This window comes from Streptomyces sp. NPDC056160, from assembly GCF_042268205.1.
Classification (GTDB): domain Bacteria; phylum Actinomycetota; class Actinomycetes; order Streptomycetales; family Streptomycetaceae; genus Streptomyces.
Window position 1 is genome coordinate 39,399 of the sequence record NZ_JBHJUW010000019.1, and the last position, 24,772, is coordinate 64,170.

At 72.5% G+C, this 24,772-nt stretch carries 18 protein-coding genes; 17 read left to right on the top strand and 1 reads right to left on the bottom strand.

Features of this window, described 5'->3' with window-relative positions:
• The first annotated feature begins 21 nt into the window (after positions 1-21).
• Positions 22-855 (top strand): alpha/beta fold hydrolase, encoded by an 834-nt coding sequence (locus ACFC02_RS09850; protein WP_376354697.1) that lies wholly within the window; start codon positions 22-24, stop codon positions 853-855.
• Positions 856-1,066: 211 nt separating this feature from the next.
• Here the strand turns inward: ACFC02_RS09850 and ACFC02_RS09855 are convergent, their stop codons facing one another.
• The gene (locus ACFC02_RS09855) at positions 1,067-1,426 is read right to left on the bottom strand and encodes a hypothetical protein (protein ID WP_376354699.1); all 360 of its coding nucleotides are present in this window, start codon (positions 1,424-1,426) and stop codon (positions 1,067-1,069) included.
• A gap of 1,107 nt (positions 1,427-2,533) precedes the next feature.
• Here ACFC02_RS09855 and ACFC02_RS09860 point away from each other — a divergent pair.
• The 16 genes from ACFC02_RS09860 to ACFC02_RS09935 all read left to right on the top strand — a co-directional run bounded on the left by ACFC02_RS09860 (position 2,534) and on the right by ACFC02_RS09935 (position 24,771).
• The gene (locus ACFC02_RS09860; RefSeq protein WP_376354701.1) at positions 2,534-4,012 is read left to right on the top strand and encodes a sugar transferase; all 1,479 of its coding nucleotides are present in this window, start codon (positions 2,534-2,536) and stop codon (positions 4,010-4,012) included.
• A 70-nt stretch (positions 4,013-4,082) separates the two neighbouring features.
• Positions 4,083-5,408: a nucleotide sugar dehydrogenase gene (locus ACFC02_RS09865; RefSeq protein ID WP_376354704.1), complete on the top strand. Its 1,326-nt coding sequence runs from the start codon at positions 4,083-4,085 to the stop codon at positions 5,406-5,408.
• Positions 5,398-6,663 (top strand): glycosyltransferase family 4 protein, encoded by a 1,266-nt coding sequence (locus ACFC02_RS09870; RefSeq protein WP_376354707.1) that lies wholly within the window; start codon positions 5,398-5,400, stop codon positions 6,661-6,663. Before ACFC02_RS09865 ends, ACFC02_RS09870 begins: the two co-directional genes overlap by 11 nt.
• On the top strand, positions 6,660-8,054 hold the full coding sequence (locus ACFC02_RS09875; protein WP_376354710.1) for a Wzz/FepE/Etk N-terminal domain-containing protein: 1,395 nt from the start codon (positions 6,660-6,662) through the stop codon (positions 8,052-8,054). Before ACFC02_RS09870 ends, ACFC02_RS09875 begins: the two co-directional genes overlap by 4 nt.
• Positions 8,051-9,604, top strand: a complete 1,554-nt coding sequence (locus ACFC02_RS09880; protein ID WP_376354713.1) for a Wzz/FepE/Etk N-terminal domain-containing protein — start codon at positions 8,051-8,053, stop codon at positions 9,602-9,604. The genes ACFC02_RS09875 and ACFC02_RS09880 overlap by 4 nt, the downstream gene beginning before the upstream one ends.
• Before the next feature lie 3 nt (positions 9,605-9,607).
• The gene (gene asnB / locus ACFC02_RS09885; protein WP_376354716.1) at positions 9,608-11,542 is read left to right on the top strand and encodes an asparagine synthase (glutamine-hydrolyzing); all 1,935 of its coding nucleotides are present in this window, start codon (positions 9,608-9,610) and stop codon (positions 11,540-11,542) included.
• Between the two features lie 17 nt (positions 11,543-11,559).
• Complete coding sequence (locus tag ACFC02_RS09890; RefSeq protein ID WP_376354718.1) at positions 11,560-13,752, top strand: bi-domain-containing oxidoreductase; 2,193 nt, start codon at positions 11,560-11,562, stop codon at positions 13,750-13,752.
• Positions 13,749-15,707, top strand: a complete 1,959-nt coding sequence (locus tag ACFC02_RS09895; protein ID WP_376354721.1) for an alginate lyase family protein — start codon at positions 13,749-13,751, stop codon at positions 15,705-15,707. Before ACFC02_RS09890 ends, ACFC02_RS09895 begins: the two co-directional genes overlap by 4 nt.
• Positions 15,708-15,715: 8 nt before the next feature.
• On the top strand, positions 15,716-17,236 hold the full coding sequence (locus ACFC02_RS09900; RefSeq protein WP_376354724.1) for a right-handed parallel beta-helix repeat-containing protein: 1,521 nt from the start codon (positions 15,716-15,718) through the stop codon (positions 17,234-17,236).
• Position 17,237: 1 nt separating this feature from the next.
• Entirely contained in the window at positions 17,238-18,473 is a 1,236-nt protein-coding gene (locus ACFC02_RS09905; RefSeq protein WP_376354727.1) for an O-antigen ligase domain-containing protein, read from the top strand.
• A gap of 2 nt (positions 18,474-18,475) precedes the next feature.
• The gene (locus ACFC02_RS09910; protein WP_376354730.1) at positions 18,476-19,750 is read left to right on the top strand and encodes a glycosyltransferase; all 1,275 of its coding nucleotides are present in this window, start codon (positions 18,476-18,478) and stop codon (positions 19,748-19,750) included.
• A complete protein-coding gene (locus tag ACFC02_RS09915) occupies positions 19,747-21,021 on the top strand; it encodes a class I SAM-dependent methyltransferase (protein WP_376354732.1) in 1,275 nt (424 codons plus the stop codon). Before ACFC02_RS09910 ends, ACFC02_RS09915 begins: the two co-directional genes overlap by 4 nt.
• A complete protein-coding gene (locus ACFC02_RS09920) occupies positions 21,018-21,827 on the top strand; it encodes a glucose-1-phosphate cytidylyltransferase (RefSeq protein ID WP_376354735.1) in 810 nt (269 codons plus the stop codon). Before ACFC02_RS09915 ends, ACFC02_RS09920 begins: the two co-directional genes overlap by 4 nt.
• The gene (locus ACFC02_RS09925; protein ID WP_376354738.1) at positions 21,824-22,471 is read left to right on the top strand and encodes a PIG-L deacetylase family protein; all 648 of its coding nucleotides are present in this window, start codon (positions 21,824-21,826) and stop codon (positions 22,469-22,471) included. Before ACFC02_RS09920 ends, ACFC02_RS09925 begins: the two co-directional genes overlap by 4 nt.
• Positions 22,472-22,474: 3 nt before the next feature.
• Positions 22,475-23,500 (top strand): NAD-dependent epimerase/dehydratase family protein, encoded by a 1,026-nt coding sequence (locus ACFC02_RS09930; protein ID WP_376354741.1) that lies wholly within the window; start codon positions 22,475-22,477, stop codon positions 23,498-23,500.
• Entirely contained in the window at positions 23,488-24,771 is a 1,284-nt protein-coding gene (locus ACFC02_RS09935) for a DUF4910 domain-containing protein (RefSeq protein WP_376354743.1), read from the top strand. The genes ACFC02_RS09930 and ACFC02_RS09935 overlap by 13 nt, the downstream gene beginning before the upstream one ends.
• Position 24,772 lies beyond the last annotated feature (1 nt).

Consider the following 24,772-nt stretch of genomic DNA (forward strand, 5'->3'; position numbering starts at 1 on the left):
GATTATCGCTCAGCGAGAGGAATGCCGGTGCCCCCCTCCGCTTTCGACCTCGTCTATGACGAGCTTCGCGCCCGCTGGCCCGAGACCACCGAGGAGCGCGACGTCGCCACACCGTACGGGCGCACCCGGGTCCATACGTACGGCCCGAAGGACGGCAGCCCCCTGCTCCTGCTGCCCGGCGGTGCCGCCACCGGTCTGGTCTGGTTCGCCAACGCAGCTGTTTTCGGCGAGCGTTACCGCGTGCATGCGGTCGATCTGATGGGCGACGCCGGCCGCACCGAACGCCGGGGCGCACCGTGGAAGAGCGCCGCCGATCAGACGGCCTGGCTGGACGCGCTCCTGGACGGACTGGGCCTCGCCCGCACACATGTGTGCGCTCACTCCTACGGCGCCTGGCCGGCCGTCAGGTACGCACTGCACGCGCCGCAGCGGATCGACCGCCTCGCCCTCCTCGACCCCACCCAGCTCTTCGCCGGGTTCCGCCCGGGCTACCTGCTGCGGGCGCTGCCCATGCTGGTCCGCCCGAGCGAGGCCCGCGGCCGCGCCTTCCTGGCCTGGGAGACGGCAGGCACCCACCCGGACGAGACGTGGCAGCGCCTCTACGCGCTGGCCACCACCGTCCCCGGCCGGCAGCTCATCACCGGCGGCCGCCCCCGGACCGCCGACCTCGCCATGCCGGTGCTGGTGCTGCTCGCGGAGCGCAGCCGCACCCACCACGCCGCCAAGGTCGCCGACCGGGCCCGTCGGACGCTCCCGCGGGCACAGGTGACGCTGCTCCCCGGAGCCACCCATCACTCCCTGCCCCTCACCGACCCGAAGCAGCTGAACGACAGGGTGATGGCCTTCCTGGACTGACGGCGCCGCACCGTCACCTGCTCGCGACGCGGAACCGGCTCAGTGCGACCGGCTCAGCCGAACGTCGGCGGCCGGGGGCGGGTACTCCGGTCCGAGGGGTGTCGCGGAGCCGGCCGCTCTCTGATCTTCAGGCGTCCTCTGCCGGCACGCATGCGCCGACGGTTCACGGGATCGGCCCGAGCCGGATTCAAAAGAGCACCGTAAGGCGGCGCTACCAGACGACGATCCCGCCGCTTTCTGCCTTGGCTCGCAATGCGGCGGCGACGATGTTGTCGAAGCGCTTCGTGACATATTCGGTGTCGTAACCAGTCTGTCCGGCGAGGTGCCCGAGGTGCGGACGGATCGCCTCGCACTCGGCCAAGAAGTCGTCGATCTCCTCCCGCTCCACATAGAGGTCACTGCCGTCGAGCTGGGGGAAGAAGCGGGAGCCCAGGTCCCGGAACGCCTCGGATCCCCACAACCGGGTCCGCGTGCTCTCGAAACCGGCCAGGGTGTCGCCGTGCTCGGGGTCTTCCAGGAAATGGTGGCCGCCGTCGGAGTCATAGACGAAGGTGTGCACGAGGAGTGTCATGAGCCGATTCTCCGCGGCGAGGATCGCGTCGCGTCAAACACATTACCGGTCACCGCAAGGCGCACACTTCGTCCGCCTGCTCGCCGGGCCACCGCGAGAAGCCTGCCGCGGCCGGTCCCCCGGCCATGAGAGCGGACTCGGCCGCGCGCTCGGCGAAGCGCCACGACGACCACCACGAGGAGCACTACGACGAGCTGCGGCAGGAGCCGGCCCTGTGATCGCGGGCCGGTCATCACGGCGGAGGGGACCCTTCCGCTCGGCCCGTTCGGCTCCCGCTCGGCCACCTTCTGCCGTGGAAGCTCATGCAGGAAGGGCTCATGCCGGCCAGATCCGGCGACCGGACGCACCTGGCCCGCGCACCTTTTGCCGTCCGGCCGAGTCTCCTGACTCCGTGTCGGGCCGCGCGCACCCGGAACGGAAGCAATGCGGCACTGCGCTCCCCCGGCAGCGAGGCGTCGTTGCCGAACTGCGCTTCCTGGCAGGCACGTTGCGCCTAGTCGAACACCACTGCGGAGGAGCCGCACCCGCGGGACGGGGGTCGGGTGAGCCGCCGGAAGGGGCAGGGGCGGTGAGGCGTCCGGGGAGGTCAGGGATCGGTGGAACCTGTCTCAAAAAGCTTCAGCACAAATTCCACACATCCCCTCTCCATAGCGGTCCCGATGGTCTAGATTGACGTTGCTTCAGCTCTTCGGACACGAGACGGCCGTCAACAGTGATCACCAAAAATGATCTTTAGGTCCAGCGCCACGGAAAGCCAGCACTGATCATCTTCTACCCGGCCGTGTGCCGGGGAATGATCAATTCATCGGGCCCGGCGGGGGGGCCTCGGGTGCGGGGAGCACCCGGGGGTTTCGGCGGGTTCCGCGCACTTGCAGAAGGCGGCAGCGCATGCGGGTCAGCTGCCGTCAGGGCGGGTTGTCCGAGTAGCTCCGAAACAGCTGGGACGTCGTGCGCGGGAGGCGGGGGCCTCTCGCGGGGAGGAACAGCGCGACGCGGGGGGGCAGGGGCGCCTCCCGGGGGAGGACGGTGCGGGGGGCGGGGGCCTCCCGGGGGGCGAGGGACAGTGCTAGGCGAACACGTCGAACCACTGCGGACCTGGGGGGTTCTGTGCGGCAAGGGGGATTAGTCAGCCCGTTTCCGTCGGCGCGCGGGCGTCTGGCGGACGGGGCGGTCAGCCGGCCCGCGATCGAGTGGGAGCAGCGGTACCGCCGTACCGTGATCACCAGCGATACCCTGGCGACAGCCGTCGTGGTGGGGGCGATCGGCGAATTCTTCGGGGCGCGGGACGCGGCCAACTGGCACGAGAAATGGGGCATTCTCGCATTCGGCACCGAGCTGTTGGTGCTGGGGGCGCTCGCGGTGAACCGGGCGTGGGCTCCGGCCGTGCTCGGTCAGGGTGCCGAGGAATTCCGCCGGCTGGGGCGCTCACTGTTCACGGCGACCGTCGTCCTGGCGCTCGGCGGGATAGCGCTCACCTCACGCAACATCAAACTCTGGATCTTCGTCGCGATCCCCGCGATCGCGCTCGTCATCATGACCGCGCGGTATCTGCTGCGCCTTTGGCTGCACAAACAGCGGAAGGAAGGCAGGTGTCTGAGACCGGTGCTCGCCGCCGGCAGTCCGGCAACCGTGCGGGACCTGATCAGCCGGACCCGCAAGTTCCCGCACCTGGGCTGGCGGGTGGACGCGGTGTGCACGACGGACGGCTTCGGGCTCGGCGCAGACCAACTGGACGGAGTACCGGTCGTAGGCCCGCTGGCGGACGTCGCCAGCCACATCCGGCGCGACGGCTACCGTGTCGTCGCGGTCACCCCGGACCCGCACTGGTCGCCGGACCGGCTCCAGCGGCTGGCGTGGAACCTCGAAGGCAGCGACGCGGAGATGGTCGTGGCCCCCGTACTGATGGAGGTGGCCGGCCCGCGACTGCACGTGGACGCGGTGCTCGGGATCCCGCTGCTGCGGGTCAGCATGCCGACCTTCACCGGGGGGCGCCGGGCGGTCAAGGAGGCCGTGGACCGGCTGGGCGCGGCGCTCCTGCTGATGCTGTTCGCGCCGCTGATGGTGTGCGTCGGGCTGCTCGTGCTGGCGGAGAGCCGGGGCGGGGCGTTCTACCGCCAGCGCAGGGTCGGCAAGGACGGCCGCGAGTTCACCATCCTCAAGTTCCGCACCATGGTCGCCGGGGCCGACCGGGCACGTGCCGCGCTGGCCGACCGCAACGAGGGCGCCGGGCTGCTGTTCAAGCTCCGCCGGGACCCGCGGGTGACCCGGGTGGGAGCGGTGCTGCGCCGGTACTCGATCGACGAGCTCCCGCAGCTCTTCAACGTGCTCACCGGGTCGATGTCGCTCGTCGGTCCGCGGCCTCCCTTGCCGGAGGAGTCCGCCGCGTACGGCCCGGACATCCGGCGCCGGCTGCTGGTCAAGCCCGGGCTCACCGGCCTGTGGCAGATCAGCGGACGCAGCGACCTGCCGTGGGAGGAGGCGGTCCGGCTGGACCTGCGGTACGTGGAGGACTGGTCGCTCGCCCTGGACACCGTGATCTTGTGGAAGACGCTGCGTGCGGTGCTCTACGGGCAGGGGGCCTATTGATGCGCGGAGGTCGTCCGGCCGGCGCGCGAAACGCAGGCCGGGAGGGCCTGCCTGGGGGGAGGAACAGGTCGTGAGAGTCAGCGTTTTCGGGCTCGGCTACGTGGGCTGCGTGTCGGCCGCGTGCCTGGCCGACAGGGGTCACGAAGTCATCGGGGTGGATGTGAACCCCGTGAAGGTCGACCTCGTCAACGACGGCAAGGCCCCGGTGGTCGAGGAGCGGATCGGCGAGCTGACGGCCGAGGTCGTGCGCAGCGGAGCCCTGCGCGCCACCGGTGACGTCCGCGAGGCGATCATGGGCAGCGAGGTGTCGCTGGTCTGCGTGGGCACGCCGTCGGCGCCCAACGGCAGCCTGTGCACGACGTACTTGGAGCGGGTCACCGAGCAGATCGGCGCCGCGCTGGCGGACCGTCGTGGGCGCGGCGGGCGGCACACCGTCGTGTTCCGCAGCACCATGCTCCCGGGCACCTGCCTGAACCTGCTGGTGCCGATCCTGGAGAAGTACGTCGGCGGGACGGCCGGAGTGGACGTCGGGGTCGCGGTCAACCCGGAGTTCCTGCGCGAGGGCACGAGCGTACGGGACTTCTTCGACCCGCCCAAGACCGTCATCGGCGAGCTCGACCCGGCGAGCGGCGACGCGGTGACGGCGCTCTACGAGGGCCTGCCCGGCGAGGTGTTCCGGGTGCCGGTCCCCACGGCCGAGGCCATCAAGTACGCGGACAACGCGTTCCACGGACTCAAGATCGGCTTCGCGAACGAGCTGGGCGCGGTGTGCCAGGCGCTCGGGGTGGACTCGCACCAGGTGATGGACGTGTTCCTGGCCGACCGCAAGCTGAACATCAGCCCGGCCTACCTGCGGCCCGGCTTCGCCTTCGGTGGCTCCTGCCTGCCGAAGGACCTGCGCAGTCTGGTCCACGCGGCGCAGCGGGCCGACGTCTCGGTGCCCATCCTCGCCCACGTGCTGCCCTCCAACTCCGACCACCTGCAGCGCGCGGTGGAGCTGGTGGAGCGCACCGGCAAGCGCCGGGTGGGCCTGTTCGGGCTGTCCTTCAAGCCCGGCACCGACGACCTCCGTGAGAGCCCGCTCGTCGAGCTGGCGGAGAGGCTCTTCGGCAAGGGGTACGACCTGCGGATCTACGACGCCAACGTGAGCCTGTCCCGGCTGCTCGGCGCGAACCGCGAGTACATCGAGACGCGGCTGCCGCACCTCGCGCACCTGCTCGCGGACTCCGTCGAGGGGGTGCTCGACCACGCCGAGGTGTGCCTGGTCGGGACCAAGGACCCGGCCGTGCTGTCGGCGCTTCCCCATGGCGAAGGGCCCGTGATCGTCGACCTCGTCCGCCTCCCCGACGCCGAGACGCGCCGGGCCGAACCGGGGTACGTGGGCCTTGCCTGGTGACGCGACCGGGGGCGACCGGCACGGCCGGCGCGCGCTGATCCTGGTGGAGAACCTGTCCGTGCCGTTCGACCGGCGGGTGTGGCAGGAGTGCACGACCCTGCGCGACGCGGGCTGGACGGTGCACGTCATCTGTCCCCGAGGCAGCAAGCGGGACACGGAGCCGGAGGCGTTGATCGACGGGGTGCGGATCCACCGCTACCCGTTGCGCGCGGCCACCGGAGGGCCGGCCGGCTACCTGCGGGAGTACGGATCGGCGTTGTGGCACACGCTCCGGCTGGCCCGGAAGGTCGGCCCGGTCGACGTGGTCCACGCCTGCAACCCGCCCGACCTGTTGTTCCTGCCGGCGCTGTGGCTGAAGCGGCGCGGAGCGCGGTTCGTCTTCGACCAGCACGACCTGGTGCCCGAGCTGTACCTCTCCCGGTTCGGCCGCGGCGAGGACCTGCTCTACCGCGGGGTGTGCGCGCTGGAACGGCTGACCTACCGGGCCGCGGACGTCGTGCTCGCCACGAACGAGAGCTACCGGGACGTCGCGGTGCGCCGTGGCGGCCGGCGGCCGGCGGACGTCTTCGTGGTGCGCAGCGCGCCCGACACCGACCGTTTCCGTCCCGTCCCGCCCGAGCCTGAGTTGAAGCGCGGCAAGCCTCATCTGCTGTGCTATCTCGGCGTCATGGGCCCGCAGGACGGCGTCGACTACGCCTTGCGGGCCCTTGCGCAGCTGCGCGACCGGCTCGGGCGGACCGACTGGCACGCGGTGTTCGTCGGCGCCGGCGACACCTACGACGAGATGGTGGCGCTGTCGCGGCGGCTCGGGCTCTCGGAACAGGTGGAGTTCACCGGGCGCATCCCTGACGACGACCTGGTGCGCTACCTGTCCACCGCGGACGTGTGCCTCTCCCCCGACCCGCGCAATCCGCTCAACGACGTGTCGACCATGAACAAGGTCCTGGAGTACATGGTGATGGGCCGGCCGATCGTCTCGTTCGACCTCCGGGAGGCGCGCGTCTCCGCCGGCGACTGCGCCGTCTACGCCCCCGCCGACGACGAGGCCGAGTTCGCCCGGCTCGTCGCACTGCTGCTGGACGATCCGGAGCAGCGGGCCCGGATGGGCAAGATCGGCCAGGAGCGGATCAGCGGGCCGCTGTCCTGGCGGAACTCGCAGGCGTCGCTGCTCGCCGCCTACGCCGCCGCCTGCCGTGACCGCCCTCGGACGGCTGCGGGAGACCGGGGCCGGGCGGCAAGGAGGCCCCGCCGTTGAGCGATGACACGATACGCCTGGCCACGATCGGACGGATCATCCGCCGCCGGCGGCGGTTTCTCATCATCCTCGCCCTGGTGGGCGCGCTCCTCGGCTACGGCGCCTCGGTGTTGTTCCCGCCGCGCTACACCACGTCGGCATCGGTGCTGCTGCCGGGGGCGTGGGAGGAGCGCGAGCTGCTGACCCAGTCGGAGATCGCGACCAGTTCGGTGGTGGTCGACCGCGCGGCCGCCACGCTCGGCTGGTCCGGGGTCAGTGGCAGCGAGCTGCGGGGCCGGGTGAGCGCCACGGCCGCCGACGGGAACATCATCAAGATCTCGGGCACGGCCGAGACCCCGCAGCGCGCGCAGCGACTCGCCGACCAGGTGGCCCAGCAGTTCGTCGCCTTCGCCGGGCGGATCGCGGGCGACACCGCCGACCCCGACGCGGCGGCGGAGACCGAGACGTTGCAGCAGACGGTGGCACAGACCAGCCGCCGCATCACCGAGCTGGCCGACGCGGCCGGCCGGGGGCAGAGCGTGGAGAGCGTGCAGACGCGCACCGAGCTGGCGAAGCTGCGCACCATGCTGCAGGAGGCCATCACCAAGCTGAAGCAGGCAGACCCCGCTGCCGGCAGGGCCAACATGGTCGTCATGGGCCCGGCGGCCCGGCCGACCGGCGAGGCGCCGCCGACGAGGACGCAACTCGTCGCCGCGGGGGCGCTGCTGTTCTTCCTGTTGGCGGTCGTCGGCCATCTGACCGCCGCACGGATGAGCCGTCGGCTGCGCACCGAACCGGAGATCGCCGCTGCGCTGGGCTCGGTGCTGCTGGGCAGTGTCGACGTGCCCGGTGAACGGCGTGCGCACCGGCCGGAGGGCCGCAGCACGCGGGCCGGGCTCCGCCGGCTGCTGGGCATCGACGTGCGGTGGGACGTACCGACCCCCCGGACATCCGGCGACGAGGCGGGCCGGCAGGTCCGCTACCGGCGGGTGTGCGCCCGCCTCCGCGACCGGCTGCCCTCTCCCCGACGGCTGCTGGTCGTCGTACCGGACGGCGACGCGATCGCCCGCCGGGCCGCCGAGCAGCTCGTCGCCGAGGCCGGGAGCGCTCCTTCCGCGAGCCCGTCGGGCAGGAGATGTCCCACGCTGCGGGTGGTGGGGGTCCCGGTGTCCCGGCCGCTGGTGCCGGACAGCGGTGACGAGTCCGGTGTCGTGGTCGTGCTCAGCGCGGGCAGCTGGACCGCGGGGGAACTCGCCGGCATCGCCGAGGCCTGTGCGGACGCCGGGCACGAGGTCGTCGGGATCGTCCTCGCCGGCCCGGTCCGGCGTCCGACGCGCTCGGCCGGCCGTCCTCGCGACGCCGCGACGCCGGCGCTCACGGTCGGCGAGTACGCGACGGGAGGTTCACGGTGACGACGAGTACGACTGCGGAGCCGCCGGCCGCCGCGCCCCTGCTGGACCTGCACGCTCTGGTGGTGGCGGTGCGCAGGCGGCGCCGTCTGTGGTGCTCCATGGCGCTGCTGGGCCTGCTCGTCGGCGTGGCGGTGGCCGTCCTGCTGCCGCCGCCCCCGACCGCGGTGACCGAGGTGCTGGTCGCGCACCAGGAGGACCAGCCGAACGATCCCGGGACACTGATCCGTACCGACGTCGCGGTGCTGCACACCACACGGATCGCCGGTGACGCCCTGCGGTCGCTCAGGTCCTCCCAGAAGCCGGAGGACTTCCTGCCGGACTACGAGGGTGCCGGCCTGACCAACAACATGCTGCAGATCACGGTGACGGGCGGCAGCGAAGCGGAAGCCCTGGCCCGTGCCAGGGCGCTGGCCGACGCGTTCGTCGCGGACCACGTGAGGCGGATCCGGGACGCCGCGAACGCCGAGGCCAAGGCCCTGCTCGACCAGCGTGACCGCATGCGGGGCGAACTCGCCCAGGTCAACAAGGCGATCGGGGACGGATCGGCGCAGAGCGGGCCGAAGGCGTCGGCGGACATGGAGTCGCTCTTCGCCCGCCGGGCCGAACTCACCTCGCGGATCACCGATTTCAGCCAGCGCGCCGCGGACGCGCGGGTCGGCACGCCCCAACTCGTCGCCGGCACACAGATCGTGGACGCCCCCCGTGTGGTGCGGCACTCCCTGCCCAAGACCGCCGCCACCGACGCCGCGATCGGGCTCGTCCTCGGACTCGTCCTCGGACTCGCGGTGGCCGCGGTCGGCACAGTGGTGGCGGACCGTCCCGTGCTGCGCCGGGAGATCGCGGCGAACCTCGGCGCCTCGGTCACCGCGGAGCTGCCCCGCCGCTCCTTCGGCCCATGGCGGCGCCGGCGGGTGCGCAGGGCACGCGAACGGCTCGTCACGTCCCTGGCCCGCACCGTGCGCGGCGCCGCCGAACCGGTGTCGCTGCTGGAACTGGGCTGTGCGCGCGCCACGAGCGTGCTCGCCCTGGACGTCGCCCGGGCACTGGCGGCCGAGGAGCCGGTGGTCGTCATCGACGGTCTGCCCGGCCCGCACCTCGCCGGCCGCCGCCCCGAGCCGGGGGACCCGGCCGTGGTCAGTGGCGAGCGTGCCGCGGCCGTTTCGCATCAGGAGCGCCGGCTCGGCGTCGGCTCCGTGGCGCCCGGCGCGGCGTGGACCGACCTGCAGTACCTCGGGACGCAGACCGTGCTCGTCGTGCGTGCCGGGCACGGCAGCGCCGCATGGCTGCACACCGTGGCACGGCAGCTCGCGGACCAGCGGATCGCGGTGATCGGCCTGGTGCTGATCGGCCCCGACCCGCGGGACCGGACCGACGGCACGCTGTGGGACGGGCTGCACACGGCGCTGCGCGCCCACGACGAGCGCCTGGCCCGGCGAAACGGTGGGGGTACCTCCCACGCCGTCCAGGCAGTGGGAGAGGGCCGACGGCGGGCGGAGCGGCTGCCGCTGGGGGCGGCACGGGTCCCGGACAGCAACCAGGAGGCACGGTAGGACATGTGTGGCATCGCAGGTACTTACCGGTGGCCGGACGGGAAGGCCGTGACCGACCGGCTCACCGACACCCTCGCCCACCGCGGTCCGGACGGGGCGGGCCGCTACAGCCACCGGGCCGGTGACGGCGAAGTGCACCTCGGGCACCGCCGGCTGGCCATCATCGACCTGTCCGGGACCGGCGCCCAGCCGATGGTCTCGGGCGGCCTGGCCCTGACGTACAACGGCGAGCTGTACAACGCGCCCGAGCTGCGCGGCGAGCTGGCAGCGGCCGGGGTGCGCTTTCGCGGGACCTCCGACACCGAGGTGCTGCTGGAGGCCTGGCGGCGCTGGGGCACGGACTGCCTGCCCCGGCTGCGCGGCATGTTCGCGTTCGCGGTCTTCGACGAGCGGACCGGTGACCTGGTGCTCGCCCGCGACCAGCTCGGCGTCAAACCCCTGTTCCTGCTCCGGCGCGGCGAGGGCCTGGTGTTCGCCTCCGAGCTGAAGGCGCTCGCCGCCGTGACCGGCGCGTCGCTCCAGGTGGACCACGCGGCCCTTGTGGCCTCGCTGCTGTACTACTGGGTGCCGGACTCGCGGTGCGCGTTCCGCGAGGCGGAGAAGCTGCCGCCGGGCAGCTGGCTGCGGTGCCGTTCCGACGGCCGGGTGGAGCGCGGCCGGTTCTGGCAGCTGCGGGACGTCGCCGCCGAGGCCCGGGAGCGGGCCCTGGGCGGTGACGTACCGGATGTCGCCGCCGTCGTCGAGGAGTCGACCCGGCGCCACCTGCTCTCCGACGTACCCGTGGCGGCCTTCCTCTCCGGCGGGCTCGACTCCAGTTACCTGACCGCGCTGGCGGCCCGCGAGCAGCCCGGGATCTCCGCGTACACGATCGGGTTCCGCGCCGAGGACGCCAGGTTCGAGGCGATGCCCGACGACCTGCGCCACGCCCGGCGGGTGGCCGAGCGGTTCGGTGTCGACCTGCACGAGATCGAGATCGCTCCGGACGTGCTCGACCTGCTGCCGCGGATGACGTACCACCTGGACGAGCCGATCGGCGATCCCGCCGCGATCAACACGTTCCTGATCTGCTCGGCCGCCCGGGAGGCCGGGGTCAAGGTGATGCTCTCGGGGATGGGCGCCGACGAGCTGTTCGCCGGTTACCGCAAGCACCTGGCCAACCTGATCGCACTGCGCTACCAGCGCGTCCCGCGGCCCCTGCGGCGCGGTCTGTCCGCGGCCGTGGACCGGCTGCCCGTCGCCTCGGCCCGCCGGGGCTACCGGTCGGTGCGCTTCGCGAAGCGGTTCCTGTCCTTCGCCGACCTGCCGGAGGAGACCGCCTTCCGGCGCAGCTACACCCTGTACGACCAGGACGAACTGCTCGCCCTGATCGACCCGGACCTGGCGGGGACGGTCGAGGACGTGCTGACCGAGCACGCGGACGTCTACCAGGACAACGACCTGGACGACTTCGTGAACCGCATGTGCCTGGGCGACGCCCGGATGTTCCTGCCGGGCCTGAACCTCGCCTACACGGACCGGTCGAGCATGGCCGCGTCGACCGAGGTGCGGGTGCCGTACGTGGACGTCGAGGTGGTCAAGGCGGCGTTCGCCGTGCCCGGTGATCGCAAGATCGCCGGACGGCAGGGCAAGGCGGTCCTGAAGGAGGCGGCCGTCTCGGTCCTGCCCCGGGAGATCGTGTACCGGCCCAAGGGCCTGTTCAGTGCCCCGCTGCGCGCCTGGATGAGCCGCGATCTGGCGCCGCTGGTGCGCGAGGTGGTGCACGACGGTGTGCTGGTCCGTTCCGGGTTCCTGCGCCGGGAGGCGCTGGCGCGGATGGTCGCCGAGGACGCCGCCGGGCAACGGGACTTCTCCAAGCATCTGTGGCATGTGCTGACCCTCGAGTACTGGTACCGCGGCGCGACCTCCGGGGCCGGCCAGAACTCTTCGTTGACGGCGTAGGGACAAGAGGACTTCGGGTGAAACAGGTTGTTCAGAACTACAAGAGCGGCGAGCTGGCACTGCTCGACGTGCCGGTGCCCGGGTGCAAGCCGGGCGGAGTGCTGGTGCGCAGCGTCTGTTCGCTGATATCCACCGGCACCGAGCTGATGAAGGTGTCCGAGGCCGGCATGTCGATGCTGGGCAAGGCCCGTTCCCGGCCGGACCAGGTGGCCAAGGTCGTACAGAGCGTGGCCACCAACGGGGTGCCCGCCACCTACCGCAAGGTGATGGGCAAGCTCGACTCCTACACGCCGCTCGGCTATTCGCTGTGCGGGGTGGTCGAGCAGGTCGGCGCCGGGATCGACGACGTGAAGGCCGGCGACCTCGTGGCCTGCGCGGGCAACGAGCACGCGCTGCACGCCGAGCTGAACTGGGTCCCGAAGAACCTCTGCACCCCGGTGCCCGACGGCCTCGCGCCGCGGTACGCGGCCTTCGGCACCGTCGGGTCGATCGCGCTGCAGGGCGTCCGCCAGGGCGAGTCACGCCTCGGCGAAGTGGCCCTGGTCATCGGCCTCGGCCTGATCGGACAGCTGGTGGCGCAGTTGCTGACCGCCTCGGGAGTACGCGTCATCGGGGCCGACCCCGACCCGGCGCGCTGCGAGCTGGCCGAGCGCCTGGGCGCGGCGGCGTGCGGCGACCCCGGCTCCGCGGCCGTGGAGAGCGCGGTCGCCGAACTCACCGGCGGGCACGGAGTGGACCAGGTGTACCTGGCCGCCGGCGGCGGCAGCAACCAGCCCGTCGAGCTGGCGGCCCGGCTCAGCCGGGACCGCGGCCGGGTCGTCGACATCGGCAAGTGCCGCCTGGACCTGCCGTGGAACGCGTACTACGAGAAGGAGCTGGACGTCCGGTTCTCGCGCTCCTACGGCCCCGGGCGCTACGACCCGGAGTACGAGCTGGAGGGACGGGACTACCCGATCGGCCACGTGCGCTGGACCGAGCGCCGCAACCTGGCCTGCTTCCTCGATCTCCTCGCCCGCGGTCGCGTCGACGTGGAGCCCTTGATCTCCCACGTCGCCGAGTTCGACGACGCCGTCGAGACCTACCGACGCCTGAAGGACGGCGACCTGAAGGCCGTGGCCGTGCTGTTCCGGTACCCGGAACCCGCCGCGGAAGCCGGGGAGGCCGAGGCTCCGGCAGTGGTCGCCGTGCCCGCGGTGCGCCGCGGTGGCACGGTGTCCGCCCCGGCCCGCTCGCCCAGGGGGGCGGTGCGGCTGGCGTTCGTCGGCGCGGGGAACTACGCGACGTCGATGCTGCTGCCGCACCTGACCCGGCGCGACGGCGTCGAGCTGTCCACGGTCGTCACCACGACGGCGTTGTCCGCGGCCAACGCGCAGCGGAAGTTCGGCTTCGCGCAGGCGACCACCGATCTCGACGCCGTGCTCGGCGACCCGTCCATCGACGCGGTGTTCGTGGTCACCCGGCACAGCTCGCACGCCGACCTGACCCGCAGGGCACTGCTGGCCGGCAAGGCGGTGTTCGTGGAGAAGCCGTTGGCGCTGACCGGGGACGAGCTGGCCGGCGTGCTCGCCGCGGTGGAGGAGTCCGGCAACGACCGGCTGCAGGTGGGCTTCAACCGCCGCTTCGCGCCGCTGCTGCGGGAGGCCAGGAAGCGGTTCGGCACCCGGACCGGGCCGGCGAGCCTGCGCTACCTGGTCAACGCGGGCCGCCTCGACCACGGCAGCTGGTACCTCCAGCAGGGCACCGAGGGTTCGCGGTTCGCCGGCGAGGGCGGTCACTTCATCGACACGGCGAGCTGGCTGCTGGGCGCCGACCCGGTGTCGGTCTACGCGCTCACCACGCCCGGCAACGAGGACCTTCAGGTAGTACTGGGTTACCCGGGCGGGTCCACGGCCACCCTCAGCTACGTCACCACCGGCCCGGCCGGTTTCCCCAAGGAGACGCTGGACCTGGTCGCGGACGGCCGCGCGCTGCGGCTCGACGACTTCGTCCGTGCCTCGGTCCACGGCCCTGAGCGGTGGGTCAGTTCCCGGCTGCCCAAGGCGCGGGACAAGGGCCAGCACGCCGAGCTGGCCGCGTTCGTCAGGGCCGTGCGCGGCGGCGGGCCGATGCCGGTGCCGCTGGAGTCTCTGGTCGCCACCACGGCGGCCACCCTCGCCGTGCAGGCCAGCCTGGCCGGCGGCGCGCCGGTGACGTTGGCGGGGGCTCGATGACCATGAGCGCGGGCTGGTACCTGCGGCGGCTGTCCCGGATGGGGCCGCGGGAGGTCGGCGGCCGGGTGGGCGACGCGGTACGCAGGCGGCGCTGGCGGACGGTGCGGCCCGGCTGCCCGGACGTGGCCGGCGCCCGGTTCACCGCGGCGCTGCCGGCGGGGGCGATCGCCGCGGTGCCGCCGGACGCCGCGAAACGGCTCGTCGCCGAGGCGGACCGGCTGATGGCCGGGCACGCCGGGTTCTTCGGGGTGGAACGCGACGACCTGGCCGATCCGGACTGGTGCTACGACCCGAAGACCGGGCGCCGGGCCCCGTGGGGCTACGCCTTCGACGTGCCGTACCGCGACGAGGACGCGGTCGGGGACGTCAAGCAGATCTGGGAGCTGTCCCGGCACCAGTACCTCACCGTGCTCGCCGCCGCCTACGCGCTCACCGGGAACGAGCGGTACGCCGAGCGGGTGGCCGAGCACCTGCGGTCGTGGTGGACGGCCAACGCACCGCTGCGCGGGGTGCACTGGACCAGCGGCATCGAACTGGGCATCCGGCTGCTGTCGTGGGTGTGGATCCGCCGGCTGCTCGACGGCTGGCCGGGCGCGGCCGCCCTGTTCGAGGGCAACCCGGTGGCGCTGCGGCAGATCTGGCACCACCAGCGCTGGCTGGCCGCCTTCCCCAGCCGGGGCTCTTCGGCGAACAACCACGTCATCGCCGAGGCCGCCGGGCAGTTCGCCGCGGCCTGCGCGTTCGGCTGGTTCCCCTCCTCGGCGCGCTGGCGAGCCGACGCGCTGCGGTCGCTGGAGCGACACCTGCGCAGCAACACCTTCGGTTCCGGCCTCAACCGCGAGCTGGCCACCGAGTACCACGGCCTGGTGCTGGAGCTGGGCCTGGCCGCGGTGGCCGAGGCGGACGCCGCCGGTGTGCCGGTCCCCGCGACGATCCGGCTGGTACTGCTGCGGATGACCGACGCACTCGCGGCCGTCGTGGACGACAGGCTGCGGCCGCCGCGCCAGGGGGACGCGGACGACGGGCACGGTCTGGTCGTGGACGGCGAGGGAACCGACCGCTGGGCCTCGCTGCTGGCCACCGGGGACGCCGTGTTCGGGTCTCTGCCCTGGTGGCCGGCGGTGACCGGCACCGATGCGCGCACCCCGCTGCTGGCCGCGCTCATCCGGCCGTACCCGAAAAAGGGCACCGCCCCGGCCGTGTCCCGGCCGGCGAGCCGACCGGCCCGTTTCGCCGACGCGGGCATGACCATCCTGCGGGGTCCGGCGGGGATCTGGTGCCGCTGCGACGGTGGTCCGCACGGTTTCCTGTCCATCGCCGCGCACGCGCACGCGGACGCGCTGTCCGTGGAGGTGCGGCACGACGGGGTCGACGTGCTCGCCGACCCGGGGACGTTCTGCTATCACGGGCAGCCCGAGTGGCGGCGGTACTTCCGCTCGACCCTCGGCCACAACACCCTGCAACTGGACGGCGGTGACCAGTCGGTCTCCGGCGGGCCGTTCCTGTGGACCCGGCATGCCCGCACCCGCATCCTGGTCGCGGACACGTCCGGCCAGGGGGTGGCCCGCTGGTGCGCCGAGCACGACGGCTACCGGCCCTCCGTGCACCGCCGCCGGGTGGAACTGACCGAGGCGAGCCAGGAGTTGAGGGTGATCGACGAGGTGCGCGGCCCGCGCCGGGCCGTGCGCCTGGCGTTCCACCTAGGCCCGGCGATCGCCGCGGACCTGACGGGGAACCGGGCGGTGCTCACCTGGGCCCGGGACGGCGAGGACCGTTCCGCCGCGCTCGACCTGCCAGGACAGCTGTCCTGGCGGGCGCACCGCGGCGAGAGCGACCCGCCGCTGGGCTGGTACTCCGCGGGCTTCGGCCGCAAAGAACCCAGCACCACGCTGGTCGGCACCGGTTTCGCCGAGGGCGCGCAGGGGTTCACGACCGTACTCAGGTTCCGGGGCTAGGGGGGCGAGTGGGGATCAAGTGGCGGCGCTGGGTGGTGCCGGCGGCTGTGCCGGCGCTGGCCCTGCTGGCGGTGACCGGCTGCGAGAGCACGCCGGACGCGCGGCCGAAGCCGACCGCTGCGCCGTCCACGTCCGTGGCCCGGGTGTGCGCAGAGCCCGCGGCCGGGCCGGCGAAGGCGCCGCCGGGCGCGGTGCCGGTCGACCCGGCGGTCGCCGGTGACCTGGCCGCGAAGACCAGGAGCAGCCCTCCGCACACCACGTTCTGGCTCCGCCCGGGCACGCACGTGCTCGAACCGGACCGCTACGCCCAGGTCATCCCCAAGGAGGGGGACAGCTACCTCGGCGCGCCGGGCGCGGTGCTCGACGGCCGCCGGACCAACCAGTACGCGTTCGGCGGCACCGCCCGCGATGTCACCATCCGCTTCCTGACCGTGCAGGGTTTCGTCGCGCCGCAGGACGAGGGTGTGGTCAACCACGACTCGGCCGACGGGTGGGTGATCGAGCACGCGACGGTCCAGAACAACTCCGGCGCCGGTCTGATGGCCGGCGCCCGCCAGCGGGTCACCGCCAGCTGCCTGCGCGGCAACGGTCAGTACGGCATGAACGCGTACAAGGCCTCCGGCCGCATCAGCGCCCTGGTGGTCGAGGGCAACGAGATCGTGGGCAACGACAAGGACGACTGGGAGCGGCGGCGGCCGGGCTGCGGCTGCACCGGCGGCGTCAAGTTCTGGGCCGTCGACGGCGCCGACGTACGCGGCAACTGGGTGCACGACAACCGCGGAGCCGGGCTGTGGGCGGACACCGACAACAACGACTTCCGGATCGAGAACAACGTGCTGGAGGCCAACGACGGCGCCGCGCTGATCTACGAGACCAGCTACAACGCGGTCATCCGCAGGAACACGATCCGGCGGAACAACTGGGTGGAGGGCCGCAGGTACGCCGACCGCGGGGACACCTTCCCGTTCGCGGCGGTCTACGTGTCCGAGTCCGGCGGCGAACCACGGATCCGGGCCCGCACGGACAAGGTGGAGATCTACGGGAACGTGCTGGAGGACAACTGGTCCGGGATCACCCTGTGGGAGAACGCCGACCGGTTCTGCAACAGCCCGGCCAACACCTCCTCCGGTGACTGCACGTTGCTGGTGAAGGACGCGCGCCGCTGCGTCCGGCCGGCGATCGCCACCGCGCCGCTGTACGCCGACTGCCGGTGGAAGACCCAGCGGGTGGACATCCACGGCAACCGCTTCGTGCTGGACAAGTCCGTCGTCGGCTGCACGGTGAAGTGCGACCGGATGGCGGTGCTGGCCAACTACGGCACGTATCCGGACTGGTCGCCGTACCAGGGCGAGCGGGTGGCCGAGGCGATCACCCGTGAGCAGCACAACCGCTGGCACGACAACGTGTACGTCGGACCGTGGGTGTTCGTCGCCCACGACCCGAGCCGGGTGCTCGACTCCGCGCAGTGGCAGGGCGCGCCCTACCAGCAGGACGCGGGCAGCACCTTCGGCGCGCAGGACGGTGGTTGAGATGGGCACGGACCACTCGTCGAGGATCGTCGGCGCGGTCTGGGGGCTGCTGGTCCTCAACACGCTCGGCTCGGCCGGGGCGAAGACCATCGTCCCGCTGCCGCGCTCCCTCATCCAGATGGTCACCATGGGCGCGCTGGTCGCCGCGTTCGCGCTGGCGCTCGCGCTCAATTCCCGGCTGCGCATCCGGGCCAGCGCCTTCCTGCTCCTGCTCACCCTGCTGCTGGTGCCGAGCGTGATCTCCAGCGTGCACCTGGAGTCCGGGTTCGGCGCGCTGTTCCGCTGCGCCAGGCTGGCTCTCTTCATCGGCACGCTGTGGCTGCTCAGCCGCTGGTGGGACGGCGGCCTGACGTTCGTCCGGCACCACATCCGGCTGTACTTCGTGGTGCTCGGGTCGGTGGCCGCGGGCGCGGTCCTCTCACCGGGCGCCGCCCTGCCCGACCTCTACGGCGGGCGGCTGGTCGGCGCGTTGTGGCCGCTCACCCCGCCGCAGATCGGACAGTACGCCGCGGTGATCATCGGGCTCACCGTGCTGCTCCTTCTGGGCCGCCGGACCGACCGGACCAGCGCGGCGGTGGTCATCGTGCCCTCGCTCGTCCTGCTCGCCCTGACCCATACCCGCACGGCCACGCTCGGTCTGCTCATCGGGCTGACGCTGGCCATCGGCTCGCTCGTCCTGACCAGCGCCGCCGCCCGCCGGTTCTTCGCCTGGGCGGTGCTGTGCGCCGCGGTGGCCGCGGTGGTGCTCGGTCCCGCGCTGCAGGCGTGGTTCCTGCGCGGTCAGAGCAAGGAGAACTTCAGCAGCCTCACCGGCCGGGCCAAGGTCTGGGACGCCTTGCTGGCAGCACCCCGGACGACCTCGGAGTACCTGTTCGGCACGGGTCTGGGCGACAAGTCGTTCGGCGGGCTGCCCATCGACGACAGCTGGCTGGCCGTCTACAACGAGCAGGGTATGACCGGCATCGCCCTGGTGGCGGCGATGGTCCTCGTGCTGGGCGGCGTCGCGCTGCTGCGGCCGCCGTCGCTGTCGAGGGCCTGTGCGATCTTCCTGATCAGCTACTGCGCGATCGCGTCGTACACCGAAGCCGGGCTGGGCGACGCCTCGCCGTATCTGCTGCACCTGGCCGTGGCCGCCTCGCTGCTGGCGACCCCGGCCCCGGCCACTCCCCTGCCGGCGGCGCCCGAAGTCCCTCGACGAAACGTCCCGCGCTGGGCCCGGCGATCGGAGGTCACCTGACCATGCACGTCCTCGTGGTGCACAACCGCTACGCCTCGGCGCAGCCGAGCGGGGAGAACAAGGTCGTCGACCAGGAGGTGGCACTGCTGCGCGGGGCCGGCCACCGGGTGGAGGTGTTCGAGCGGCGCAGCGACGACATCGCCGCCCGGTCCCTGCCGGGCAAGGCCGCGGTGCCGCTGCTGGTGCCGTGGAACCCGGCGGTCCGCGCGGAGCTGGCCGCCCGGCTGCGCACCGAGCGGCCGGACGTGGTGCACGTCCACAACGTCTTCCCGCTCCTGTCGCCCGCGGTGCTGGCCGCCTGCGCCGACGCCGGCGTGCCCGCCGTCGCCACGCTGCACAACTACACCCAGGTCTGCCCGCCCGGCACGCTGCAGCGGGACGGCCGGCCGTGCGCCGAGTGCGTCGGGGCCGCGCCGCTGCCCGCCGTCCGGCACGGCTGCTACCGGGGCTCCCGGCTGGCGACGGTGCCGCTGGCGGTCAGCCTGTCGGTCAACCGGCGGCGGTGGTGGTCGGGGGTGGAGCGGTTCTTCTGCATCTCCGCGGCGCAGCGCGAGGTCCTGGTGCGGGCCGGCATGCCGTCCGAGCGGCTGGCGGTGAAGCACAACTTCGTGCCCGACCCGGCCGTCCGCCGGTCGGGCTCCGGCGAGCACCTGCTCTATCTCGGCCGGCTCGCGGAGGCCAAGGGTGTGCGGCTGCTGATGGCCGCGTGGGACGAGATCGCCGCGGACGGCGGAGCGGGAGTGCCGCTCGTGATCGCCGGCGCGGGGCCGCTGGAGCCGGAGGTGACCGCCTGGGCGGCGGGCCGTGACGACGTGCGCTACGTCGGCCTGTACGACGCGGCTCAGTGCCGTCAGGCCGTCGCGCGGTCGGTCGCCGTGGTGGCTCCCTCGACGTGGCTGGAGGCGTTCGGCCTGGTGGTCGTGGAGGCGATGGCGGCCGGGGTCCCGGCGGTCGCCGCCGGGCACGGCGCCTTCGTCGAACTCGTCGAGGACGGGGTGAGCGGCCTGCTGCACCGGCCCGGCGAGCCCGCCTCGCTCGCGTCCTGCCTGCGCCGGATCACGGCCGAGGCGGTGCGCAACCAGGAGATGGGCCGGGCGGCCCGGCGCCGTTACGAGCGGGGTTTCAGCCCGGCCGTCGGCCTGGAGCGCCTGGTGGAGGGGTACCGCTCCGCGATCGCGGGCCGGTCCGGCGGCGGGGGCAGCCCGTCGCCGACAGGGGACACAAGCACTGGCTCGCGGCGGGGGCGCCCGCGCGAGCGGGATGGGGGCAGTAGATGACACGATGCCGACTGTGCGGCTCGGCGGCGCTGGCGAGCGTCGTCGACCTCGGGGCGACCCCGCCGTGCGAGAGTTTTCTCGCCGCGGACCGACTGGACCTGCCGGAACCGGCGTTCCCGCTGCACCTGCGGGTCTGCACCGACTGCTGGCTCGCGCAGCTCCCGCCGCTGATCACGCCCGAGGAGACCTTCAAGGAGTACGCGTACTTCTCCTCCTACTCGGCCTCCTGGGTGGAGCACGCGCGCACGTTCGTCGCCGGCGCCGTGCAGCGACTGGGTCTTGGCCCCGACGCCTTCGTGGTCGAGGTCGCGAGCAACGACGGGTACCTGCTGAAGCACGTGGTGGACCGCGGGATCCGCTGCCTGGGCATCGAGCCGTCGGTGAACGTCGGCGCCGCGGCCCGGGACGCGGGGGTGCCCACGCTCACGGCGTTCCTGGACCCGGCCACCGGCTCGGGCGTCCGCGACGAGCACGGCCCGGCGGACCTCGTCGTGGCCAACAACGTGTACGCGCACATCCCGGACGTGGTCGGGTTCACCCGGGGCCTGCGCGCCCTGGTCGCCGACGACGGCTGGGTCTCCATCGAGGTGCAGCACCTGCTGACCCTGATCGAGGAGAACCAGTACGACACGATCTACCACGAGCACTTCCAGTACTACACGGTGGCGTCCGCGACCCGGGCGCTGGCCGCCGGCGGACTCGCCCTCGTGGACGTCGAGTTGCTGCCGACGCACGGCGGCTCCATCCGGCTGTGGGCCCGGCCCGCGGAGGTGGCGGGCGAGCCGACGAATGGGGTGCCCCCTGCTCGAGCGGAGGCGAGAGCTTGGGGAAGGGTGGCGGACGTACTGGCCCGGGAGAAGGCCGCGGGTCTGCAGGAGCTGTCCGGGTACACCGAGTTCTCCGGCCGGGTGGCCAAGGTGCGCCGGGACCTGCTGCGGTTCCTGATCGAGGCGGCCGAGCGCGGCGAGACGGTCGTCGGCTACGGCGCCCCCGGCAAGGGCAACACCCTGCTCAACCACTGCGGCATCCGGCCCGACCTGCTCCCGTACACGGTCGACCGCAACCCCTACAAGCACGGCCGGTTCACCCCGGGCACCCGCATCCCGATCCTGCCGCCCGAGCAGATCAGCGCCGACCGGCCGGACTACGTCCTCGTCCTGCCGTGGAACCTGCGGGCCGAACTGGTCGAGCAGTTGTCCTTCGTGCACGCCTGGGGCGGCCGGCTGGTCTTCCCCATCCCGGAACTGAGCATTGTCGAGGTCAAGCCATGAAGGTCGTACTGTTCTGCGGCGGCTACGGGCTGCGCATGCGCAACGGATCCTCCGACGACCTGCCCAAACCGATGGCGATGGTCGGCCCGCGGCCGCTGATCTGGCACGTCATGCGCTACTACGCGTACTTCGGGCACACCGAGTTCATCCTGTGCCTCGGCTACGGGGCCCACCACATCAAGAACTTCTTCCTCAACTACGAGGAGACGACCTCCAACGACTTCGTGCTGCGCGGCGGGCGGACCGAGCTGCTGTCCACCGACATCGCCTCCTGGACGATCACCTTCGTGCAGACCGGCATCGAGTCACCGATCGGTGAGCGGCTGCGCCGGGTGCGGCACCACCTGGACGGCGACGAGATGTTCCTCGCCAACTACGCCGACGTGCTCACCGACGCGCCGCTGCCGGAGATGATCGACCGGTTCGCCCGGCGCGACGCCGGTGCCTCGATGATGGTGGTGCCGCCGCAGTCGTCGTTCCACTGCGTGGACCTGGGCGACGACGGCCTGGTGGGCGGCATCACCCCGGTGAGCGAACTGCCGCTGTGGGAGAACGGCGGCTACTTCGTGCTCCGCCAGGAGGTCTTCGACCACATCCCGAAGGACGGGGACCTGGTCGCCGACGGATGTGCCCGGCTGGCCAAACGCGGGCGGCTGGTGGCGCACCAGCACCGGGGCTTCTGGAAGCCGACCGACACGGTGAAGGAGCGGGCCGCGCTCGACGACGCCTACACCCGGGGCGACCGCCCGTGGGCCGTGTGGGAACGGGACGGCGCGGGGGCGGAGGCCGGGGTGAGGACCGCGTGATCCGGCTCGGCTCCGGGCGCCTGGACCGGATCGTCGCGGTGGGCGCGCACTGCGACGACATCGCCATCGGCGCCGGCGGCACCCTGCTGACCATGTGTCTGGCGCGGCCGGGCGTCCGCGTCGACGCGCTGGTGCTCTCCGGCGGCGGCAGCGAACGCGAGCAGGAGGAGCGGGCCGCGCTCGCCGCCTTCTGCCCGGGCGCCGACCTGCGGCTGAGCGTGGACAAGCTGCCGGACGGCCGGTTCCCGGCGCACTGGGAGGAGGCCAAGGCCGCGGTCGAGGAGCTGCGCGAGCGGACCGAGCCGGACCTCGTGCTGGCCCCGCGCACCGACGACGCGCACCAGGACCACCGCGGTCTGGCGAAGCTGATGACCACCGCGTTCCGCGACCATCTCGTGCTCGGCTACGAGATCGTCAAGTGGGACGGCGATCTGGGCCGTCCGGCGGCGTACCAGCCGCTGACCGGGCAGATCGCCGAACGCAAAGTACGGCTGCTGCAGGAGCACTACCCCTCGCAGCGGCACCGGCCCTGGTACGACCGGGAGGCCTTCCTGGGGCTGGCCCGGATCCGCGGCATCGAAAGCCACGCGCGCTACGCCGAGGCGTTCGCCGTCACCAAACTCACTCTCGACCTGGGGGATTGAACCTTGCGCGTACTGCTCACCGGACACCAGGGCTACCTCGGCACCGTCATGGCCCCCGTGCTCGCGGCCGCCGGGCACGACGTCGTCGGTCTGGACGCCGGCCTGTTCGCCGGCTGCGTGCTGGGCCCCGCGCCCGCGGACCCGCCGGGTCGGCAGGTGGACCTGCGCGACGTCACCGCCGAACACGTGGCCGGGGTGGACGCCGTGATCCACCTGGCCGCGCTCTCCAACGACCCGCTGGGTTCACTGGCGCCCGAGCTGACCTACGACATCAACCACCACGCGTCCGTACGGCTGGCCCGCCTCGCCCGCGACGCCGGGGTGCGGCGCTTCCTGTACGCGTCGACCTGCTCGGTCTACGGTGCCGCCGGCGGTGACGACCTGGTGGCCGAGGACGCCCCGCTGCGCCCGGTGACCCCGTACGCGGAGTCCAAGGTGCGGGTGGAGGACGACCTGCACGCCCTGGCGGACGGCGACTTCAGCCCGGTGTACATGCGCAACGCCACCGCTTTCGGTCACTCCCCCCGGCTGCGCGCCGATATCGTGCTGAACAACCTGGTGGGGCACGCCCTGTTGTCCGGCGAGGTGCTCGTACTCTCCGACGGCACTCCCTGGCGCCCGCTGGTGCACGCCGCCGACATCGCACGGGCCTTCGCCGCCGCGCTGGTCGCCCCGCGGGAAGCGGTGCACGACCGGGCGTTCAACATCGGCAGCGAGGTCAACAACGTCACCGTCGCGGAGATCGCCGAGCAGGTCGCCGAGGCGGTGGCCGGCTCCAAGGTGGTGATCACCGGGGAGATGGGTGCCGATCCGCGGTCCTACCGGGTGGACTTCTCCCGGCTGCGCGCCGCGGTGCCCGGCTTCGACTGCGAGTGGACGGTCAAGCAGGGCGCGCTCGAACTCGCCGACGCCTACCGTAAGTTCGGGCTGACCCGGGAGGACTTCGAGCGGCGCTTCACCCGTCTCGCCGTGCTGCGCGCCGCCTCCGAGAGCGGCGCCGTCGACGACACCCTGCGGTGGCGCCGATGACCACGGCGGGCGAGCAGATGTACGCGCTGGTGGAACGGTTGTACCCGCTGTGCCGGAGCATCACCGGCGACGGTGTGCGCGCCACCCTCCAGATCGTCGACGAGTACGTTCCGCTGCGGGTGCACGAGGTGCCGACCGGGACGCAGGTGCTCGACTGGAGCGTGCCGCAGGAGTGGAACATCCGGGACGCGTACATCGCCGACTCCACCGGCCACCGGGTCGTCGACTTCGCCGCATCCAGCCTGCACGTGCTCGGCTACAGCGTGCCGGTGTCGGCGACCATGCCGCTGGCCGAGCTGCGCGGACACCTGCACACCCTGCCGGACCACCCGTCCTGGGTGCCGTACCGCACCAGTTACTACCAGCCGGAATGGGGCTTCTGCCTGGCCCAGGAGACCCTGGACGCCCTGCCGGAGGGCGAGTACGAGGTGCGCATCGACTCCACGCTCGCCGACGGCCACCTCACCTACGCCGAGCACGTGGTCCCCGGGCAGGTCCCCGACGAGGTGCTCGTCTCCTGCCACGTGTGCCACCCGTCACTGGCCAACGACAACCTGGCCGGCATCGCGGTCGCCACGTTCCTGGCCCGGGCGCTGGCACAGCGGACGCCCTACTACACCTACCGGTTCCTGTTCGCGCCCGGCACCATCGGGGCGATCACCTGGCTGGCCCGCAACGCGCAACGAACAGATCGCGTCAAGCACGGTCTGGTGCTGGCCTGCGCCGGCGACGAGGGCCGGCTGACGTACAAGCAGAGCAGGCGCGGCGACGCGGAGATCGACCGGGTGATGCGGCACGTGCTGGACGCCTCCGAACGCCCGCACCGGATAGCCGAGTTCACTCCGTACGGCTACGACGAGCGGCAGTTCTGCTCGCCCGGGTTCGACCTCGGCGTGGGCTCGCTCAGCCGCACCCCGTACGCCGGCTACCCCGAGTACCACACGTCGGCGGACAACCTGGACTTCGTCTCCCCACGGGCGATGGCGGACACGCTCGCCGTCTGCCGCGAGGCGTTCGACGTCCTCGACCGCAACCGGCGGTACGTCAACCTCAGCCCCTACGGTGAGCCGCAGCTGGGCCGGCGCGGGCTGTACGACTCGCTCGGCGGCCGCAGCGACGCCAAGCAGGCCCAGATGGCGATGCTGTGGGTGCTCAGCCTCTCCGACGGCGAGCACAGTCTGCTGGACGTCGCCGAGCGGGCCGGGCTGCCGTTCGACACCGTGGCCGTCGCGGCCGACGCCCTGTGCGGTGCCGAATTGATCAAGGTGTGAC

Bases quoted from the DNA above. Each gene is read 5' to 3' on its own strand.
- ACFC02_RS09850 (WP_376354697.1), top strand. From the start codon at position 22: ATGCCGGTGCCCCCCTCCGCTTTCGACCTCGTCTATGACGAGCTTCGC.
- ACFC02_RS09915 (WP_376354732.1), top strand. From the start codon at position 19,747: ATGACACGATGCCGACTGTGCGGCTCGGCGGCGCTGGCGAGCGTCGTC.
- asnB (WP_376354716.1), top strand. From the start codon at position 9,608: ATGTGTGGCATCGCAGGTACTTACCGGTGGCCGGACGGGAAGGCCGTG.
- ACFC02_RS09855 (WP_376354699.1), bottom strand. From the start codon at position 1,426: ATGACACTCCTCGTGCACACCTTCGTCTATGACTCCGACGGCGGCCAC.
- ACFC02_RS09905 (WP_376354727.1), top strand. From the start codon at position 17,238: ATGGGCACGGACCACTCGTCGAGGATCGTCGGCGCGGTCTGGGGGCTG.
- ACFC02_RS09895 (WP_376354721.1), top strand. From the start codon at position 13,749: ATGACCATGAGCGCGGGCTGGTACCTGCGGCGGCTGTCCCGGATGGGG.
- ACFC02_RS09910 (WP_376354730.1), top strand. From the start codon at position 18,476: ATGCACGTCCTCGTGGTGCACAACCGCTACGCCTCGGCGCAGCCGAGC.
- ACFC02_RS09920 (WP_376354735.1), top strand. From the start codon at position 21,018: ATGAAGGTCGTACTGTTCTGCGGCGGCTACGGGCTGCGCATGCGCAAC.